Below are 18199 nucleotides of genomic sequence, written 5' to 3'. Positions count from 1 at the left end.
GACACCTCAGTAATAGACCTTGGGCACGGTCAGGTCGGTGGGTGAAATCTCGGTGCCGACCCATTTGGTGAACAGCTCGTTGTAACGGCCGCTGCGCACCTGCTGATTGACGAACAGATTGAGGTAGTTGAGCAGGCCATACTCGTTGCGCTTGGCGCCCAGGGACACGTAGTCGATGGTGTACGGCGCGTTACCGGCAATTTTCAGGTTCTTGTATTTGCCCGACTTGATGGTGGCGGCGGCCACGGTGTTGGTGACCACGGTGGCGTCGATGTGGCCCTGGGCGACCGCCAGCAGCGTGTCGTTCTGCGACTGATAGGCGCGGAAGGTGCCAGTGCCCCAGTTCTTCACGTCTTTTTCCAGGGCGATGGCTTCATAGGTGCCGCTGGTGTTGCCCAGGGCTTTGCCTTTGATATCGGCGAAGCTGTTGATGCCGGTGTTGTCGCGGGTCAGCACCACCATCTGGAAGGCGAAGTACGGCACGGTGAGGCCGACGGTCTTGGCCCGCTCAAGGGTGTCGGAGGTGGAAGCAACGATCACGTCGGCGCGCCCGGAGACCAGTGCCGGAATTCGGTCGGGGAAGGGCGTTTCAACCACTTCGGCGTCGACCCCGAGGATTTTCGCCAGGTCGCGGCAGTAGTCCACATCGAAACCGGCCGGGTTGTTGCCTTCATCGCGAAAACCCATCGGTGGGAAATCCAGGGTCACGGCGCAGCGCAGCTTGCCCGAACCAATAATGTCGTCGAGCTTGTCGGCCTGGGCGGTGGCGATAAAGGAAGTACTGAGAACAGCGCTGAGGGCTACGGCAAATGCGGGGTTTTTCATAGAGGCCTCGTTGTCGGAAAGTGCTGTTGGATATCGTATTGGGGATTTCGTATACGATATGTGATTAGCAATGAGCGTGCCTGTTTCCGAACTGAGGCGAGAATTATTCGCCAAGCCTTGAGCTAAAGGTCTTACAAGATTGTGGGAACAGGGCGTAGGAGAAGAACGCCTCGGCGGGCTGTATCAGGCGGTGTTACAGAAGGGAGCAGTGGAAACGCCGGGCGCCCCTTAAAGGAACACTCGCCCGGCTTCAGCGACGGCTTTCGCGATACTGACTTGGCGCCAGACTGGTCAAGGCGCGGAACTGCCGGCTGAACGCGCTGTGGTCTGTGTAACCGCAGCGCAGGGCGATCTCGGTGATGGGCAGGTCGGTGTGCAACAAAAGCCGGGAGCCTTCTTCCAGGCGCGCCTTGTGAATCATCTGCCGTGGGGTGAGCTGGAACACTCGTTTGCAGTGGCGCTCCAGTTGCGCCACGGAAAACCCGGCGATCGCGGTCAGTTCGGCGAGGCTGATCGGACGGGCGAAATGGCTGCGGATATGCGCGTCCACCGCTGCGAGTTTCTGGAAGGCCGGATGGCTGGACTGTGGCGCTTGCAGGTCGCGGGAGATGCCGGCCAGGCCGACAATCTGACCTTGCAGGTCACGCAGCGCGAGTTTGTGGGTCAGGCACCAGACCGGTTGGTTGCCGTAATACAGGTGCAGTTCGAGTTGGTCGGCCAGTTCTCGGCCAGTGGACAGCACCCGCCGATCCTGTTCGGTGTACAGCGGACCGAAGCGTTCGGGAAAGACCATGTCGGCGGTGCGCCCGAGCAGCTCGTCACTGTGTTTGAAGCCACAGCGCCGGGCCAGGGTCTGGTTGACGAAGGCGTAGCGGGCCTCGCTGTCCTTGATGAAAAACACCACGTCCGACAGGGTATCGAGCAGCGCCGCGATCGGCTGCAGACTGCTCAGCAGGGTGGGCAGGTCGCAGGGTTTGAAGGTAGTGAGCGAGGCATACATGGCGCAGGGCGTCTGAAGGCAATGCCCCGGATCATAAAGACTCGGCGACGGAGCCGAAAGCCCCGGGCCGGCATTCAGGCCGGTGGGGTGTCGTCCAGGCACAGCAAGGTCTCGATCCGCGCCGGACTGAACGGTGGCCGTGGCGCCGAAGGTTGCCAGCCGAACAGGTGCTGCAGCGCACCGCCACACACCCGGCCCTGGCAAGCGCCCATGCCGCAGCGACTGGCCAGTTTGGCCTCGCGCCAGTCCGTGTGCTCGGCAAGTGCTGCGTAAGGGACGTCTTCGCAACGGCACACCAGGGTGTCGGGTTGAGCCAGCGACTTGAGTTGCGGGTCGAGGGTGAATGCTTTGTTGAGGGCGTCGGCGAAACCCTGCCAGCGCGCACGGCGCGGCCACAGTGCTCGGGCCGAATCAAGCTCGCCGACGGCGGCGTGACCGGCGATCGCGCCTTCGACCAATGCCAGTTCACTGCCACCGAAACCAGTGCATTCGCCCGCCGCGTAGTGATCGGCGCGGCGAGTGGTCTGCCAGGCATCGACGGCAATCTCCTGACCTTCAAGTTCGCAGCCAAGGGCCTGGCCGAGTTGGGTATTGGGGATCAGACCGAAGCCACAGGCCAGGCGATCACATTCCAGTTCGACGATTTTTCCTTGCTGTTGCAGGCGCACAGCTTCCAGCCGCTCATTGCCCAGGGCGGCCAGTACATGGGTCCCGGGACGGTAATGGCGGTCGAACAACGTGACCGATTGCATCAGCTTGTATGGCCAGCGTGGCAACTGCGCGGCGAAACCGGCGACGGCGACCGCGCTGGCCTGCTCGGCGATGCGCAATACCCGGGCGCCGTTGTGTTTTGCGGTGGCAGCGCTGGCCAGCAATAACGGTCCGCTGCCGGAAATCACAATGCGTTCGTCCTGCACCGGCAGCCCGCCCTTGATCAATGCCTGGAGGCCTCCCACGCCAGTCACGCCGGGCAGCGTCCAGCCGGGGAAGGGCAGCAGTAATTCGCGGGCACCGGTGCAGAGAATCAGTTTGTCGTAGCCGATCAGCCAGCCACGATCAGCGTCTTCGACCAGCAGTTGTTTCGGCCCGGCGCTGGCAATCACCCGCGTGCCGGAGTGGCGGTAGATGTTGCTGCACGCCTCGAGTTGCTCGCGCATCTGACGCGCTGTATTCGGCAGGTTGGCCTGAGGGCCGTCACGCCAGATTTGTCCGCCTGGCAACGGGTTGTCATCGAGCAAGACGATGCGCGCACCGCTGGGCGCCGCAGCGAGCGCAGCGGCCATGCCGGCGGGACCGGCACCGATGATCAGCAGGTCGGCGTATTCGTTCATGCTTGAGTCTCCACGTGCATGCCATCACGGCACAGCGTCTGGCAGGCCAGCTGCCGCCGACCGTCGATGGTCACCCGGCATTCCTGGCAAATGCCCATGCCGCACAACGGTGCGCGGCGTTGGCCACTGACCGAGGTGCGCGCGCAGCCGTCGCCGCTCAGGGCCAGTGCAGCAGCGACGCTGGTGCCTTCGGCGACCCGCAGGGTACGTCCGTCGAGCATCAATTCAGGCATAAACGGGCTCTCCGAGAAAACGTTGCGGCAGATACGGTTGCGCGGCCAGCGGCGGCGTTTCGTCGAACAGCTGCGCGACCAATAGGTCAGCGGTGCCGGGGGCGGTCGTCACGCCAAGGCCCTCGTGACCGACCGCCAGCCATAAGCCTTTGCGTTGCGGGTGCTGACCCACCAGCGGCAAGCCGTCGGGGCTGGCAGCGCGAAAACCGGTCCAGGCGCGGATGCCGTTGAGCTGAGCCAGACCCGGCATGTAATCGGTGGCACGCCGGAGCATTTTCGCCAGCATCCAGCCCTCGACTTGCGGGTCGGTGGTGCCGAATTGGCGTGAGGCGCCGATGAACAGTTGTCCGGTCGGCCGGGGTTGAATGTTGCAAGCCGTCGAAGGGCCGCTGGCGTTGTGGGCACTGGTGACGTAACCGAGTTCCACCAGGGTGTGAGTGACCTTGCCGGGGTAGCGGTCGGTGATCAGCAAGTGGCCTTTCTTCGGCTCGATCGGCAACTCCGGGCACAGCGCGTTGGCCTGGACGCCGTTGGCCAGAATCACCGCTTCGGCGCTTAGCCAGTGACCGTCGTCGAGGCGCACACGGTTGCCATCGACTTCGCTGACCCGCGCCCGACGTTGGCTGATGTTCGGTGTGTCGAGCATCCAATTGGCGGTTGCCGGCGCATACAGAATGCCGTCGCCATTGATCAGCAATCCGCCTTCCAGGCCCTCGCGCAATTCCGGTTCGCGCTGGTGCAAGGCACTGCTGGAGATCAATTCGCAGGCCACGCCTTGGGCCTGCAAATTCAGGTATTTACTGTGGGCAACGGCCATTTCTTCGGCATTGGCCGCCAGCCAGAGGGTGCCATTGCACCGGTAGGCGCAGCCGTCGGGCAGGGCCGGCGCCAGTTCGCGCCAGCGCTGCAGGGAATATTGACTGAGGGCCAGTTCGGCCGGGTTGTCGTCCAGGACCAGCAAGTGGCCCATGCCCGCCGCCGTAGCGCCGGGCAGGCCGGCGTCCAGTACCAGCACGCGCAAGCCGCGTCCCGCCAGCGCCTGGGCACACGCGGCGCCGATGATGCCGGCGCCGATCACGATCACATCGGCCACCCGGCCCTCGTTCACGGACGAATGCCCCAGGCGAACGGGTCGTCCTGTTCGATGATCAGGCTGGCTTCGGCGCTGATAAAGGCGCGGCCGCGAATGGTCGGCACAATGCGTTCGCCCTGAAGTTCGTAGGAACCCTCGAATTCGCTGCCGATGACACTGGCCTGACGCCAGATCTGTCCCGGCTGCAATTTGTCGTCGGCCGCCAGGCACGCCAGTTTGGCACTGGTGCCGGTGCCACACGGAGAGCGGTCGTAGGCCTTGCCGGGGCAGAGGACGAAGTTGCGGCTGTCGGCCTGTTCGTCATCGGCGAACAGCTCGACATGGTCGATCAAGCCGCCGTCTTCGCCGCGAATTCCCTGAGTTTCCAGTGCTTGCTGCACGGCGAAGGTGTAGGCGGTCAGCGCATCGAGGTTATCGCCGGCAATACGCAGACCGTGCTCGGCGATCAAGAAGAACCAGTTGCCACCCCAGGCAACATCGCCGGTCACTTGACCGATCCCCGGCACCTGCAACGATAGCGCTTTGCGGTAACGGTAGGCCGGCACGTTGCGCACGCTGACCGAATGGTCTTCGTGCAGCGTCGCCTGCACCGTGCCCACCGGGGTTTCGATGCTGTGCATCCCGGGGCCGATCTTGCCCAGATGCGCCAGCGAGGCCACCAGGCCGATGGTGCCGTGGCCGCACATGCCGAGGTAACCGCTGTTGTTGAAGAAAATCACGCCGGCACAGGCGCTCGGGTCCACCGGCTCACAGAGCAGGGCGCCGACCAGCACATCGCTGCCTCGGGGTTCCAGCACGCAAGCGGCGCGCCATTGATCATGCTGTTCGGCCAGCCGCTGTCGACGCTCGGCCATGCTGCCGTTGCCCAGGTCAGGAAAGCCGGAGGTCACCAGGCGGGTCGGTTCGCCGCCGGTGTGGGAGTCGATCACGGTGATGCGTTTCATGGGATGGCCACGTCCGTTCAGATGAGTGAACGAAAGAGTGGCCTGTGGGAGGGTTTGCCGGCTTGATGGTTTTATCCAGTGCCGATGACGAAATCGGCACAGTGCGGCGAGCGGTCAGTGGTGGTGAGGCAGGTGCTCGAACAGGGTCTTGCAGACGCCGGCAATGTGCTCGTCAAGCAACTTCACCGCCAGGTCCACGTCACCGACGCGGCAAGCCGCAAGGATTTCCCGGTGTTCGTGATCGGCGCGTTCCTTGCCGGCCGACAGGCTCATCTGCATGCGCAGGTAGCGCTCCAGCTTGTCGTTGACCGAGCGGATCAGGCCGACCAGAAACGGTCGTTGCGCCGGCTCGTAAAGGCAAGCGTGCAGTTCCCAGTTGAGCTCGGCCCAGCGGCCCACATCATCTTCGCCGATGAACTCCTGGCAGATGCGTTCGGCACGGGCGAAGGTTTCTTCGGTCATGTTCGGAATGGCCAGGCGCAGCACCTTGTCTTCGAGCAGCATGCGCACTTCGAACATTTGCGCCAGTTCTGCATCGGAAACCCGAGTGACCATCGCCCCGCGATTGCGCTGGAACATCACCAGGCCTTCGGCCTCCAGGCGCTTGAGGGCTTCGCGCACCGGAATCTTGCTGACGTTGAACTGACGGGCGATGTCGTCCTGGCGAATCGGCTCGTCCTCGGCGAAATGCCCGGCGACGATGGCGTCACGCAGATGACGGGTGATGATTTCCGACGTCGAAGGCGAATTGCCAAGGTCGGGAGCGTTGAGTTTGGTCAGGGCCACGGTCGTGATCGTCAGGATTGAATTGCAGATAGGGTATACGAATTTGAACTGGCTGGTCTTCGGCGATGGCCAGAACCTCCAGCCACCGTCTACCCGCCATCAACGTTCGGGAAGGTTCCAGCTCTCGCGAAAGTGCTCGTATTCCGTTTCGGGCATTTGAACCAGCAGAGGGGACTGGCGAGGATCCAGCCAATCGAACAAGCGAGAAACATCCGCTGGGTCCATGGCGGTGCAGCCCAGCGTCGGCGAGGTGGGGCCGCGCCAGATGTGGAAGAAAATGCACGAGCCCGAGGTGGGGGACGCTGGCGTATTGTGCTCGATGAAAGTGCCTTTTCGATAGGTGTCGTCATCGCGACGCATCTGTTCGGAGCTGTCCCAGTCTTTCGAAACAGCCGCTCCGTCGACCAGCTCGTTATAGCGCGTGGAGTGGCTGTCATCCACGCATTCGATGGTCGGGGTGAGTGCCAGGTAAGGCAGTCTGGTGTCGGCCGTGCTGTCGTAGCCAAACGCGGTTCCCAGTTTGAACACCCCGGCAGGTGCTTTGCCGTCACCTTCACGTTTGACCGGACCTACGCGTTGCTCAACGCTGCTCAGGCCCTTGCCCCACGCCAGACCGCTCTTGCCGACCACCACCGGAAACGCCCCTTCGTATTTTCGAAAGCCGTTGTCTTGTCGCTCATAGCGCTGGGCAGTGCCCTGAATGTCAGTCCAGTTTTTTGTGGTGACCACAATCAGCTGATTGGCGGTGTCGAGAACATCGCGCGCAGCCAGCGGCGTAATGGGGAAGTCCATGACGTTCTTCGGAGAACCGTCCCCGCTGTAGGTGAAATGCCACCATTCCTTGGAATACCCGATAAATCCTTCTTTCTCCATGGCCTTGCTGAGCCTTTGGCGATTCTCCCTGGCGGCAGCGCTGATCGTCGGGTTGTCGGTATGTGCGCGCTCGTCAAAGCAATCGAACCCCGTACCCATGTCGAGCGCGCCGTCGCGCCAACGCTGGCCATAAGGGGCTGTGCAATCGACTTGCCCGGCTGAAGGGGTCCAGGTATCGGCGGGCAGGGCATCCGGGCCGGTCAGTGTCAGGTCCACGGTTGAGCCTTTGGAGTGGTTCGACACCCGGGCCACGTAGCCCAGGCGCCAGAAATCCTGCTTGTCCACGCGCGGATAGAACTCGGCCTTGCGCGGGTCACCCAGCTCCGACGCAAAGCGCCCCATATCGGCAACGGCACGGCTCGGTCGATAACAGTCAAACACCTTCAAACCGTAGCCCTGCGCCCGCAGGGCCGTTTGTACCCGAGCGAGGGCCTTGGCGGCGTCCAGCGATAACAGGCACTGTGGCGCGGCGTAACCGTCGAGTGGGTGCCCGGTGAAGTTGTGAGCGCTGGCATAGCGAATGTCTTGCTCGATGCCCGGCTCAATCGTGCGCAGATACACCATGTTCTCGGGGCGTGTCTCTGCACCGGCGATGCCGGGCACGACAATGCTCAGGCACAGGATCCATCGCCGCCAGGTCCGCGTGAGCCTGTTTGGCTGATCCATTGCGCAACGAGGGTGGTTTGATCTGCCCGTCAGGGTTTTGGACGATCGAATGTCCAAGGCTCGCCTCTCATATGATTTTTTACGCTTTCTTTACGGTGGTCATTTTCGTCCCACACGATACTGGCCGCGTTTTTTAACGTCTTCGTTACGTATAGCACTTCACCTCTTGGCTAAGCGAGGTGTCAACCAAGGTCATCAGTAACCGTTTGAATCAATGCCTCTTTACGGCCGCCTGTCTCAAACGGCCTCGGGGAGCCGTCTCGCTCAAGGATGGCATGCACTTTCTCCCCCTTCATTCAGAGAGTCTACCGTGAGCGAAACAACGTCCGTTGCACATGAAAATTCTCAAGCCAAAACGTCAGGTGCAGGCTTGCTCGTCGCCGCTGTCGGGGTGGTTTACGGGGACATTGGCACCAGCCCCCTCTACACGTTGAAAGAAGTATTTTCCGGTCACTACGGCGTTCAGGTAAATCACGACGGCGTGCTAGGCATTCTGTCGTTGATTTTCTGGTCGCTGATCTGGGTGGTCTCGATCAAATACGTGCTGTTCATCCTTCGCGCCAACAACCAGGGCGAAGGCGGGATTATGGCGTTGACGGCTTTAGCCCGTCGCGCGGCAACACCTTATCCGCACTTGAGCAAGGTACTGGTTCTGCTGGGCCTGTTCGGTGCGGCGCTTTTTTACGGGGACAGCATGATCACCCCGGCTATTTCAGTGCTCTCTGCGGTTGAAGGACTTCAGCTGGCGTTTGACGGAATAGAACACTGGGTTGTGCCCTTGTCAGTGATCGTGCTGGTGGCGCTGTTCTTGATCCAGAAACACGGCACGGCTCGCATCGGGATCCTGTTCGGCCCAGTGATGGTGCTGTGGTTTGTAGTGTTAGGTGCGCTGGGGATCCATGGCATTTTGCAGCGCCCGGAAGTCTTGCAAGCGCTCAACCCATACTGGGGCGCTCATTTTTTCATCGCGCATCCGGGGATCGGCGTGGCCATCCTGGGTGCCGTCGTGTTGTCATTGACCGGTGCTGAAGCGCTGTATGCGGACATGGGGCACTTTGGTCGCAAACCGATTTCTCGTGCCTGGTTCATTCTCGTGTTGCCCGGTTTGGTGCTCAACTACTTTGGCCAAGGCGCCTTGATTCTGGGAAACCCGGAGGCTGTGCGCAATCCGTTTTATTTGCTGGCGCCCGAGTGGGCACTGTTGCCGATGGTCGCGCTCTCCACACTGGCTACCATCATCGCGTCTCAAGCCGTGATTTCCGGTGCTTTCTCCCTGACTCGCCAGGCCATCCAGCTGGGTTACGTCCCTCGCATGTTTATCCAGCACACCTCCAGCCAGGAGCAAGGGCAGATCTACATCGGCACGGTTAACTGGGCGTTGATGGTCGGTGTCGTGTTGTTGGTGATTGGTTTCGAGTCGTCCAGTGCTTTGGCCGCAGCGTATGGTGTCGCTGTGACGGGGACCATGCTGATCACAACCATCCTGTCTTCGGCTGTCGTGCTGCTCTTGTGGAAAACCCCGCGCTGGTTGGCCATCCCGATGCTGCTCGGATTTTTGCTGGTAGACGGTCTGTATTTCGCCGCCAACGCGCCGAAGATTTTTCAGGGCGGTGCGTTCCCGGTGATTGCCGGCATCGGCCTGTTCATTTTGATGACGACCTGGAAGCGGGGCAGGAAAATTGTGGTTGAGCGGCTGGATGAAACCGCGCTGCCTCTGCCGCTCTTCATCAGCAGCATCCGTACGCAGCCTCCTCATCGCGTACAAGGCACGGCGGTGTTTCTGACGGCCCGGGCCGATGCCGTTCCTCATGCGCTGCTGCACAACCTGTTGCATAACCAGGTTTTGCATGAACAAGTCGTGTTGCTCACGGTAGTGTCTGAAGACAGCCCTCGCGTCAGTGCTGACAGAAGATTCGAGGTCGAAGCCTATGGTGAAGGCTTCTTCCGGGTCAGTCTGCACTTCGGGTTTATCGAGGAGCCGGATGTTCCCCTGGCCTTGAGTCTCTGTCACTTGGCCGATCTGGATTTCAGTCCGATGCGCACGACCTATTTCCTCAGCCGAGAAACGGTCATTGCGACCAAGCGCATGGGTATGGCTCGTTGGCGAGAGAGCCTGTTTGCCTTTTTACTCAAGAACGCCAACAGCAATCTGAAGTACTTCAAATTGCCGCTTAACAGGGTGATAGAGCTGGGCACACAGGTCGAGATGTAGCGATAAACGAGGCTGTTGGCTCCAGCATCTGGACGGCGACCCGCGCTGTTGAATAGATCAGCTGTCAGGGGAAATAATCGAATCCGGACCAGGCTCAGCAGCCAGTTTCAACCGGTCAGCTTTACTAATATATTTAGACTTACTGGCCGGTGCCAATTTGGCACTGGCCTTTTTTGCGTGAGCCTTTAACAACTGCTGTATTTTTTTACGACGGTTCATGTTTTCTGCTCGGTTTGTAAACTCTTCAATGATGGCAGAGGTTGGTGCACGAAGCCTAGAGAGTGAGATAGGGCTTCACTGCATCTTCCATGACAAAGATGACACCGGCCTAGCGAATACCTGCTGGACCGATGGGGTTACGTGCGTTCGAGCTTGTGTATCTCAGGCAAACGCAGCCTCGACAAATGCCTCCAACGCCTTGTCTTCCAGGATCTCTATAGAGAAGTGCCCGAAGCGCTTGGGCAACCAGATGATGCGTGTCCCGGACGGGGATAGCAGGTTCTCGCGGGCCAACGGCGCGCCGTTTTCATCTTCTGGCTGAACACCGGCGACCATCAATTCGTCATAGGCCTTCTCGATGTCCGGTGTCGAGTAGCAGTGGCGATAAATCATCCCCTCGCCCGAGGCGTCCAACAGTTCCTTCAGGTTCCCCGCCAACGGCTGAACCAACATGAAACGCTCTTGGCCGATCAGCGCAATCGCGTAGCGCACATGCAGACCACCTCGTTCCCAGACGAGCGTTTTGGAGATTCTGGCTTTCAGTATCTGTGCGTAGTAAGCACAGGCTTCCTCGAGATTCTTGACCAATATATCGACGTGACTGAACTTCAATTCCATTGCATGCCTCCTGCCGGCCCTGCGCCCTGTTGATCCATGGGTACTGATCCTGGGATTGCCCAATCACAGACTGAGGTGAGCATGCCATTAACGCCCTCTCTTGCGTTGCAATGATCCTTTAAAAAATCGCAGCCTGGCGAGAGCAAGCGCCCTCGCCACAGAGTCAACGTCACGCGTAACTAGCAATCAGCTTCCAGCCTGTCTATTCAACGCCGCTTCCGCCGCCGCGATTTCAGCCTGACGCTTGATGATCATGTCGCCTATCGGCGGCCCCTGGAAGCGTCGCGTTTCAAACCCGAACCAGACAATCGCCGTCAGCACCAGAAAACCGAGGGTGATGTACAGCGCCCAATCGTTTGGTGGCTGGATACCGATGACAAAAATAACCACCATCGAGAGGATCGAGAGGAGGGCGAATACTGTGTACCAGAAGCGTCCCATGTTCCACGGCCCCATGGTCGGCCACTTCGAAGTCCCATAGGTAAACAGGCCCAGCACGATGGGAATGATGAAGGAGAAGAACAGGAAGATCACTGTGCAAGACACCACGATGGTATAGACCGGCGTTTCACCGATGGATATCACTGACGATCCCCAGACAAACAACACCGCAAGCGTGGCACCGGTCCAGATTGCTGCCACCGGGCTGCGAAGGGTCGGCGAGACAGAGGACAGCGCTTTGGAGAAGGGCAGGCCGCCGTCCCGGGAGAACGCGAAGATCATGCGCGAGACCGAGGTCACGGTCGCCAACCCGCAAAGGAATTGCGAGATGAAAATCGCCACGTACAGCGCCACTTTCACCGTCGGATTGACCTGGGTATCCATGGCCCAGAAGAACACGCTCCAGCCTTGCTTCGCCGCCTCGTCCATGCTCGGCAGCATCAGCACGAACGAACTGAGCATGACCCAGCCGAACAGCAACGACCAGACCACCGACATGACCATGCCGCGAGGCACCGACATGGCCGCATTCCGGGTCTCTTCCGAGGTGTGCGCGGAGGCGTCATAACCGGTGATGGTGTAGATCGGCAGCAACAGGCCGAGCATGAAAATCCAGCCGTTCGATACCTGTGGCCAAACGTTGCCGCCAGCCTCGCCGGAATAGTTGCTGAAGGTCCATAACCGGGCGAACTCATAGCTGGGCGCCGAGATCAGGCAGACGATGGTCAGCGCGAGCGCTGTGGCGAAAATCAGATAGCCCGAGAAATCGGTGAGCTTCGCCGTCAGGCCGATACCCAGGTGATTACACAAGGCCTGGATGCCGGTCAGGATCGCCAGGAAAATCACCCGGGTCGTGGTGGTGTCTTCCATTCCCAGGGCGGGTCCGAAGGCACCGAAAAAGAAGTAATAGGTGCCGACGTTGATTGCACCGAGCACGGTAATCAACCCGAGTAAGTTGAACCAGGCGGTCAGCCAGCCGGTGAAGCGGTTACCGAGAATCGAACCCCAGTGATAGAGGCCGCCAGCGGTGGGGTAGGCCGAGGAAATCTGCGCCATGGCCATGGCGAAAAATCCGGAGATCAGGCAACCGATCGGCCAACCGATGCCGATTGACGCACCGCCTGCACCTGAGGTCCCCTGAGCGAGTGAGTTGATACCGCCCGAGAGGATGCAGATGATCGAAAAGGAAATGGCAAAGTTGGAGAAAACGCCCATGCGTCGCGAGAGCTCCTGGGCATAACCCATGCTGTGCAGTAGCTTGACGTCATCGTCTTGCGGCGCGCTCGTGCCAGGCTGGCTTGTTGGCTTCATGTTGTGTGCCCCTTCAGGTTTTGATACGCATCCATCCGGGTTTACGTTGCCGGACGGGCTGGCCTTCAACCCCTTGTCGTACTGCTCCTTTTTCTAACGGATAAACCCCGTCCATGCTGCGCGTTCGCACCTTGGCCATGGACAAGCAATGCTCCTACAGACGGCCGTGGTACGCCGCTTCGAAAATTTCTGCCGCGCCATTTCGGGTCAGGGGCAGCGGGTTGCCGCCAGCGCAAGGGTCAACAATTGCCATGTCCGCGATCAGGTCGGCCTGCCGGTCATCCACTCCCAGCTCAATCAGCGTATGGGGCACGCCGATGTCCTTGCGCAACTTGAGGACGAAAGCCAGAAAACTGTCGAAGCCGGGCGAGGGCAGACGCAAATAAGCCGCCAGGCGGGTGATGCGTTCCTCGATGGCCGGGCGATTGAATTTCAGGACATAAGGCATGAAGGTGGCGTTGGTCATGCCGTGATGGGTGTCGTACAGGGCGCCCACCGGATGTGAGAGGGCGTGCATCCCGCCCAGGCCTTTCTGGAAAGCGGTAGCACCCATCGCAGCAGCTGCGAGCATTTCCGCTCGCGCCTCCAGGTCCGAGGGTGTGTGTACGGCTCGCACCAGGGCATTGGCGACCAGACGCATGCCTTCAACCGCAATCCCTTCGGCCATGGGATGAAAGCCGGGAGCGCAGTACGATTCCAGGCAATGCGCAAACGCATCCATGCCGGTGCCCGCGGTGACCTTGGCCGGCATGCCGACGGTCAGGGCCGGGTCGCTGATGACCACGCGCGGCATCATCTTCGGGTGGAAGATGATGCGTTTGGTGTGCGTACGCTCATCGATGATCACCGCCGCACGGCCCACCTCGGAGCCAGTGCCCGCCGTGGTCGGCACCGCAATGATCGGGGCGATGCTGCCTTCGTCGGCGCGGGTCCAGTAATCGCCAATGTCTTCGAAATCCCACACCGGTCGGGTCTGGCCGCTCATGAAGGCAATGAGTTTGCCCATGTCCAGGCCACTGCCGCCGCCGAAGGCGACCACGCCATCGTGTTTGCCGGCGCGCCAGGCGTCGAGGCCGCCCGCCAGGTTGGCTTCGACCGGATTGGGTTTAAGGTCGCAAAACAGCGCCACGCCAAGGCCGGCGGCACGCAAGGCGTCCACTGCCGAGAGGGTGATCGGGGCACGCGCCAGGCCACTGTCGGTGACCAGCAACGGTCGCTGGATCCCTTGGCTGCGGCAGATCTCGGCAAGTTCGGCGATGCGGCCGACACCGAAGCGGATGCTTGTGGGGTAATTCCAGTTCGCGGTCAGGCTCATGGCTTAGATCTCATGGCGCAAATGGAAGGATTTCGCGCGGGTCAGATGTTCATAACCCAAGCGCGACAGCGTGACGCCGCGCCCGCTGTTCTTCACTCCGGTCCAGGCCAGGGCCGGGTCCAGGTAATCGCAGCGGTTCATGAACACGGTGCCGGTGTCGATCTCGTTGCCCAGGCGTTCGGCGGCGCCAAGGTCTTGCGTCCAGATGGAAGCACTGAGCCCGAATTCACTGTCGTTCATCAAGGCAATGGCTTCATCGTCGCTGGCCACCGGCATGATGCCGACCACGGGACCAAAGCTCTCCTCGCGCATCACCGACATTTGATGGGTGACGTCGACTAACACTTGCGGCGCGAGGTAGGCGCTGCCCGGTGCGTCGGCGGGAAAGGTCTTTGTGTCGATCAGGGCCTTTGCACCTTTTGACAGCGCATCGGCGATCTGCCCGCGGACGAAATCAGCCGCGCCCGGATTGACCAGCGGGCCTAGGGTGGTGGCTTCGTCCAGGGGGTTGCCCAGCACGTATTGGCGAGTCAGCGCGACGAAGCGTTCGACAAACAGCGGGTATATTTTTTCATCGACATAGATGCGTTCAACTGCGCAGCAGCTTTGCCCGGAATTGAAGTAGCTGCCGTCCACCAGGTTTTCCACCGCATGTTCGAGGTTGGCGTCTGCGCGGACGTAGGCCGGGTCTTTGCCACCGAGTTCCAGGCCCACGCCGAGGAAACCCCCGACGGCAGCATGTTCCATGGATTTACCGCCCTCGACCGAACCGGTGAAGTTCACTTGCTGCACGCGTCCAGAGGCAATGATCGCCCCGGTATAAACATGACTGAGCAGCAGGTTCTGGAACAACCCTTCGGGCAAATTGGCACGGCGAAAGGCCTCGGCGAACCGTTCACCCACCAGCAGCGTTTGCGACGCGTGTTTGAGGATCACGCTGTTGCCGGCCATCAGCGCCGGAATAATCGTATTCACTGCCGTCAGATAGGGGTAATTCCAGGGGGCGACGACCAACACCGTACCCAACGGTTCGCGTTTGATATGGCGTCGAAAACCGTTAATAGGCGTGGGTTCAATCGCCGCCAGGGCTTCAGGCGCGATGGCGATCATATGCCGGGCACGCTCTTCGAAACCGCGCAGTTCGCCAGCGCCAAAGCGCACCGGACGGCCCATCTGCCAGGCCAGTTCCGGCACGATGTCAGCCTTCATGGCCAGCATAGCGTCCACCGCGGCGTTGCAAAAAGCTGCGCGTTCGGTCAGTGGCCGGCGTTTCCATTGCGCCTGGGCGGCTTCGGCCGCCGCCAGCGCCTGGTCGATTTGCGCTGCATCGGCGCAGCGGCGTTCGGCATAGACCCGGCCATCGACCGGTGAGATGAGTTGAATCGTTGAAGTCATGATGGCGGTCTCAGTAACGTTCAAACCCGCGCTGCAGTTCCCAGTCGGTGATCCGCCGGTCGTACTCTTTCTGTTCCCATTCGGCGGTGTGCACGTAGTGGTCGATCACTTCATCGCCGAACGCTTCGCGCAACATCGTCGAGCCCTGAAGTGCGGCGCAGGCTTCGCGCAGGGTCTTCGATACTTCAGGCAAGTGTTCGTCGACGTAGGCATCGCCTTCGAAGGGCGGCGCGAGATTGAGCTTCTCGTCGATACCGGCCAGTCCTGCAGCGATCAACGCGGCGAAGGCCAGATATGGGTTGAGGTCGGCCCCGCCAATGCGGCATTCGATGCGGATGGATTTGCTGCCTTCTGCGCACAAGCGAAAGCCCGCAGTGCGATTGTCCCGACTCCACACCGCCCGGGTCGGGGCAAAGGTGCCGGCCTGGAAGCGCTTGTACGAATTGATATAAGGCGCGAGAAAACAGGTGATGTCGTTGGCGTACTTGAGCTGCCCGGCCACCCAGGAGCGCATCAAATTCGACATGCCGAACTCGGCCTTGGTGTCGAAGAACAGCGGCTTTTTACCGTTCTTGTCCCACAGCGAATTGTGGATGTGGCTGCTGGAACCGGCAGCGTCATAACGCCACTTGGCCATGAACGTGATCGCCTTGCCCTGCAATTGCGCGATCTCTTTGCAGGCGTGCTTGATGATGACGTGGTGGTCGGCCATGGTCAGCGCATCGGCGTAACGGATGTTGATCTCTTCCTGGCCCGGCCCCCATTCACCCTTGGAGTTTTCCACGGGAATGCCGCTGGCCTGCAGATGTTTGCGAATCGCCCGCAGCACTGGCTCTTCGCGGGTGGTCTGCAGGATGTTGTAGTCCTCGATGTAATGACCGGCGGTTTTCGGCTTGTGGTAATTGCGCTCGTGGATCGCCTCGTAGCTCTCGTCGAACAGATAGAACTCCAGCTCCGAGGCGAACATGCCGGTGTACCCGCGCTCGCGCAGTCGCTCGACCTGTTTTTTCAGAATCGCCCGCGGGCTGTGCGGCAGGTCGCGCCGATGGTGATGATCGAGTACATCGCAGAGTACCAGCGCCGTGCACTCGAGCCAGGGCACCCGCCGCAACGTGGCCATGTCAGGTTTGAGCACAAAGTCGCCATAGCCTTTGCTCCAGCTGGCCGCGGCGTAACCCGGCACCGGCTCCATGTCGATGTCGTCGGCCAGCAGGTAATTGCAGCAATGGGTTTCTTCATGGCCGCTGTCGATGAAAAACTCGACCTGGAATCGTTTGCCGACCAGCCGGCCTTGCATGTCGACCATGCAGACCAGAACGGTATCGATCTCGCCGGACGCGGCGGCACGCTTGAGTTGATCAAAACTGAGGAGGGGCTCGGTCATCACGTAGTCCTGCGTGAATGGTTTGGACCTGTCTGAAATAGCTGTTGCAGACGCTCTCCAGAACCAACCAAAACCTGCAGACGCGAGCATCGTGTGCAATAAGCTGCTGTAAGCGTAGCCTACTGTTGCAGTGTGCAAGTTTCGCCAATCGCAACCTGATGACTCGGACGCAGAAGTGCGAATTGATCGCCCTCCAACGCGAGGAAACAAACATGACAAAGAAGAAAGCGCACAACACCTACCAACGTCTCGAACAGCAATACCCGGATTACCTGGCCGCCGTGGAGGCCTTGGGTACGGCGGTGCGTCATACCGGCCCCCTGGAAGAGATCGTTGTCCAGCTGATCCAGCTCGGTGCCGCGGCGGCCATCCGCTCTGAGGGCGCAGTGCACAGTCATACCCGACGGGCACTGGAAGCGGGCGCCACGCCAGAGCAGATCCGTCACACGCTGATCGCCCTGACCAGCACGATCGGTTTTCCTACCGTCGTTGCGGCCATCAGTTGGGCGGACGATGTGATTGAGACGTGATGATCCTGCTCGACTGTTTGGTGCACCGCCAACTCTATTTGGCAACAGACGAGCAACCTCACTATCAAGCCAGGTACCGCCGAAACCACCCCAGCGTCCGGTCCCAGGCCAGCTTGGCTGCGGCCTCATCGTATCGAGGCGTGGAGTCATTATGAAAACCGTGGTTGGCGCCGGGGTAGATGTACGCTTCATAGGTCTTACCCGCGGCTTTCAGTGCCTTTTCATAGGCAGGCCAGCCTTCGTTGATGCGTGTATCCAGTTCACCGTAGTGCAGCATCACTGGCGCCTTGATTCGGGCGACATCCTTGGCTTCGGGCTGGCGACCATAAAAGGACACGGCAGCCCCCAGTTCCGGATAAGCCACGGCCGCGGCATTGGCGACACCACCGCCGTAGCAGAACCCGGTGATACCGACTTTTCCGCTGCTCGCGTCATGCTTGATCAACCACTCGATGGCGGCGAAAAAGTCGTTCATGAGCTTTTCCGGGTCGACGGTCGCCTGCAACTCCCGGCCTTTGTCATCGTTGCCGGGATAACCGCCCACCGAGGTCAGGCCATCCGGGGCGAGGGCAATGAAGCCTGCCTTGGCCACACGCCGCGCGACGTCTTCGATATACGGGTTGAGCCCGCGATTTTCATGCACGACCACCACCGCTGGCACCTTGCCGGTGGCTTTCGCCGGGCGCACCAGATAGCCACGGACTTGCCCGTTACCTTTGGGTGATGGATAGGTGATGTACTCGGCAACAATGTCCGGGTCGGTAAATTCAACCTGCTCGGCGAGCGCATAATTCGGGCTCAGGGCGGCGAGCAGCGCGCTGGCGGTCAAGCTACCCAAGGTGAACAACGCCGCCCGATCCAGAAACTCACGCCGGTTGATCTTGCCGTGGGCGTAGTAGTCATACAGTTCGAGCAGTTCCGGAGCAAAGTCTTTGGCAGTGAGACGGGCCATCTGTGCGCTTCCTCTTGGGCAGGTGGGTGAGCGATACCTATCGAGCGTAGCCGCTCACCAAAAAAAGAGGT

Annotated in this window: 17 protein-coding genes; 2 read left to right on the top strand and 15 right to left on the bottom strand. The window is 60.5% G+C overall.

What is annotated here, in order from left to right:
* Nucleotides 1–6: 6 nt before the first annotated feature.
* The 8 genes from AC3WP4_RS05515 to AC3WP4_RS05480 all read right to left on the bottom strand — a co-directional run bounded on the left by AC3WP4_RS05515 (nucleotide 7) and on the right by AC3WP4_RS05480 (nucleotide 7751).
* Complete coding sequence (locus AC3WP4_RS05515) at nucleotides 7–825, bottom strand: ABC transporter substrate-binding protein (protein ID WP_008157204.1); 819 nt, start codon at nucleotides 823–825, stop codon at nucleotides 7–9.
* Between the two features lie 250 nt (nucleotides 826–1075).
* Nucleotides 1076–1825: an AraC family transcriptional regulator gene (locus AC3WP4_RS05510; RefSeq protein ID WP_074877194.1), complete on the bottom strand. Its 750-nt coding sequence runs from the start codon at nucleotides 1823–1825 to the stop codon at nucleotides 1076–1078.
* Between the two features lie 74 nt (nucleotides 1826–1899).
* Entirely contained in the window at nucleotides 1900–3156 is a 1257-nt protein-coding gene (locus AC3WP4_RS05505) for an NAD(P)/FAD-dependent oxidoreductase (RefSeq protein WP_102614439.1), read from the bottom strand.
* The gene (locus tag AC3WP4_RS05500; RefSeq protein WP_102614438.1) at nucleotides 3153–3389 is read right to left on the bottom strand and encodes a (2Fe-2S)-binding protein; all 237 of its coding nucleotides are present in this window, start codon (nucleotides 3387–3389) and stop codon (nucleotides 3153–3155) included. Before AC3WP4_RS05500 ends, AC3WP4_RS05505 begins: the two co-directional genes overlap by 4 nt.
* A complete protein-coding gene (locus AC3WP4_RS05495) occupies nucleotides 3382–4497 on the bottom strand; it encodes an NAD(P)/FAD-dependent oxidoreductase (protein ID WP_076030929.1) in 1116 nt (371 codons plus the stop codon). The genes AC3WP4_RS05500 and AC3WP4_RS05495 overlap by 8 nt, the downstream gene beginning before the upstream one ends.
* Entirely contained in the window at nucleotides 4494–5426 is a 933-nt protein-coding gene (locus AC3WP4_RS05490; RefSeq protein WP_102614437.1) for a 4-hydroxyproline epimerase, read from the bottom strand. Before AC3WP4_RS05490 ends, AC3WP4_RS05495 begins: the two co-directional genes overlap by 4 nt.
* A gap of 114 nt (nucleotides 5427–5540) precedes the next feature.
* Nucleotides 5541–6212: a GntR family transcriptional regulator gene (locus tag AC3WP4_RS05485; RefSeq protein WP_173860447.1), complete on the bottom strand. Its 672-nt coding sequence runs from the start codon at nucleotides 6210–6212 to the stop codon at nucleotides 5541–5543.
* Between the two features lie 99 nt (nucleotides 6213–6311).
* Nucleotides 6312–7751 (bottom strand): M15 family metallopeptidase, encoded by a 1440-nt coding sequence (locus tag AC3WP4_RS05480; RefSeq protein WP_102614435.1) that lies wholly within the window; start codon nucleotides 7749–7751, stop codon nucleotides 6312–6314.
* A 310-nt stretch (nucleotides 7752–8061) separates the two neighbouring features.
* Here AC3WP4_RS05480 and AC3WP4_RS05475 point away from each other — a divergent pair, with 310 nt between their 5' ends.
* Nucleotides 8062–9963: a potassium transporter Kup gene (locus AC3WP4_RS05475; RefSeq protein ID WP_102614434.1), complete on the top strand. Its 1902-nt coding sequence runs from the start codon at nucleotides 8062–8064 to the stop codon at nucleotides 9961–9963.
* A gap of 57 nt (nucleotides 9964–10020) precedes the next feature.
* Here the strand turns inward: AC3WP4_RS05475 and AC3WP4_RS05470 are convergent, their stop codons facing one another.
* The 6 genes from AC3WP4_RS05470 to AC3WP4_RS05445 form a co-directional block, all read right to left on the bottom strand.
* A complete protein-coding gene (locus tag AC3WP4_RS05470; RefSeq protein WP_074877181.1) occupies nucleotides 10021–10182 on the bottom strand; it encodes a DUF2986 domain-containing protein in 162 nt (53 codons plus the stop codon).
* Nucleotides 10183–10344: 162 nt separating this feature from the next.
* The gene (locus AC3WP4_RS05465; RefSeq protein ID WP_076030932.1) at nucleotides 10345–10800 is read right to left on the bottom strand and encodes a VOC family protein; all 456 of its coding nucleotides are present in this window, start codon (nucleotides 10798–10800) and stop codon (nucleotides 10345–10347) included.
* 186 nt (nucleotides 10801–10986) lie between these two features.
* The gene (locus AC3WP4_RS05460) at nucleotides 10987–12552 is read right to left on the bottom strand and encodes an amino acid permease (protein ID WP_102614433.1); all 1566 of its coding nucleotides are present in this window, start codon (nucleotides 12550–12552) and stop codon (nucleotides 10987–10989) included.
* A gap of 154 nt (nucleotides 12553–12706) precedes the next feature.
* Complete coding sequence (locus AC3WP4_RS05455) at nucleotides 12707–13867, bottom strand: iron-containing alcohol dehydrogenase (protein WP_102614432.1); 1161 nt, start codon at nucleotides 13865–13867, stop codon at nucleotides 12707–12709.
* Between the two features lie 3 nt (nucleotides 13868–13870).
* Nucleotides 13871–15262, bottom strand: coding sequence for an aldehyde dehydrogenase family protein (locus AC3WP4_RS05450; protein WP_102614431.1), 1392 nt, complete (start codon nucleotides 15260–15262; stop codon nucleotides 13871–13873).
* A gap of 10 nt (nucleotides 15263–15272) precedes the next feature.
* A complete protein-coding gene (locus AC3WP4_RS05445; protein WP_102614430.1) occupies nucleotides 15273–16646 on the bottom strand; it encodes a glutamine synthetase family protein in 1374 nt (457 codons plus the stop codon).
* A 212-nt stretch (nucleotides 16647–16858) separates the two neighbouring features.
* Here AC3WP4_RS05445 and AC3WP4_RS05440 point away from each other — a divergent pair, with 212 nt between their 5' ends.
* On the top strand, nucleotides 16859–17176 hold the full coding sequence (locus AC3WP4_RS05440) for a carboxymuconolactone decarboxylase family protein (RefSeq protein WP_074877170.1): 318 nt from the start codon (nucleotides 16859–16861) through the stop codon (nucleotides 17174–17176).
* 64 nt (nucleotides 17177–17240) lie between these two features.
* Here the strand turns inward: AC3WP4_RS05440 and yghX are convergent, their stop codons facing one another.
* Nucleotides 17241–18128: a YghX family hydrolase gene (gene yghX / locus AC3WP4_RS05435; protein ID WP_074877168.1), complete on the bottom strand. Its 888-nt coding sequence runs from the start codon at nucleotides 18126–18128 to the stop codon at nucleotides 17241–17243.
* Between the last annotated feature and the right edge of the window lie 71 nt (nucleotides 18129–18199).

Source organism: Pseudomonas sp. FW305-20, assembly GCF_058788075.1.
Note: the sequence above shows the minus strand (reverse complement) of the source record. Positions and strands in the feature narration are given on the sequence as shown.

Coding starts and splice junctions, on each gene's coding strand:
- AC3WP4_RS05515 (WP_008157204.1), bottom strand. CDS start 825: ATGAAAAACCCCGCATTTGCCGTAGCCCTCAGCGCTGTTCTCAGTACT.
- AC3WP4_RS05510 (WP_074877194.1), bottom strand. CDS start 1,825: ATGTATGCCTCGCTCACTACCTTCAAACCCTGCGACCTGCCCACCCTG.
- AC3WP4_RS05505 (WP_102614439.1), bottom strand. CDS start 3,156: ATGAACGAATACGCCGACCTGCTGATCATCGGTGCCGGTCCCGCCGGC.
- AC3WP4_RS05500 (WP_102614438.1), bottom strand. CDS start 3,389: ATGCCTGAATTGATGCTCGACGGACGTACCCTGCGGGTCGCCGAAGGC.
- AC3WP4_RS05490 (WP_102614437.1), bottom strand. CDS start 5,426: ATGAAACGCATCACCGTGATCGACTCCCACACCGGCGGCGAACCGACC.
- AC3WP4_RS05480 (WP_102614435.1), bottom strand. CDS start 7,751: ATGGATCAGCCAAACAGGCTCACGCGGACCTGGCGGCGATGGATCCTG.
- AC3WP4_RS05470 (WP_074877181.1), bottom strand. CDS start 10,182: ATGAACCGTCGTAAAAAAATACAGCAGTTGTTAAAGGCTCACGCAAAA.
- AC3WP4_RS05465 (WP_076030932.1), bottom strand. CDS start 10,800: ATGGAATTGAAGTTCAGTCACGTCGATATATTGGTCAAGAATCTCGAG.
- AC3WP4_RS05460 (WP_102614433.1), bottom strand. CDS start 12,552: ATGAAGCCAACAAGCCAGCCTGGCACGAGCGCGCCGCAAGACGATGAC.
- AC3WP4_RS05455 (WP_102614432.1), bottom strand. CDS start 13,867: ATGAGCCTGACCGCGAACTGGAATTACCCCACAAGCATCCGCTTCGGT.
- AC3WP4_RS05450 (WP_102614431.1), bottom strand. CDS start 15,262: ATGACTTCAACGATTCAACTCATCTCACCGGTCGATGGCCGGGTCTAT.
- AC3WP4_RS05445 (WP_102614430.1), bottom strand. CDS start 16,646: ATGACCGAGCCCCTCCTCAGTTTTGATCAACTCAAGCGTGCCGCCGCG.
- AC3WP4_RS05440 (WP_074877170.1), top strand. CDS start 16,859: ATGACAAAGAAGAAAGCGCACAACACCTACCAACGTCTCGAACAGCAA.
- yghX (WP_074877168.1), bottom strand. CDS start 18,128: ATGGCCCGTCTCACTGCCAAAGACTTTGCTCCGGAACTGCTCGAACTG.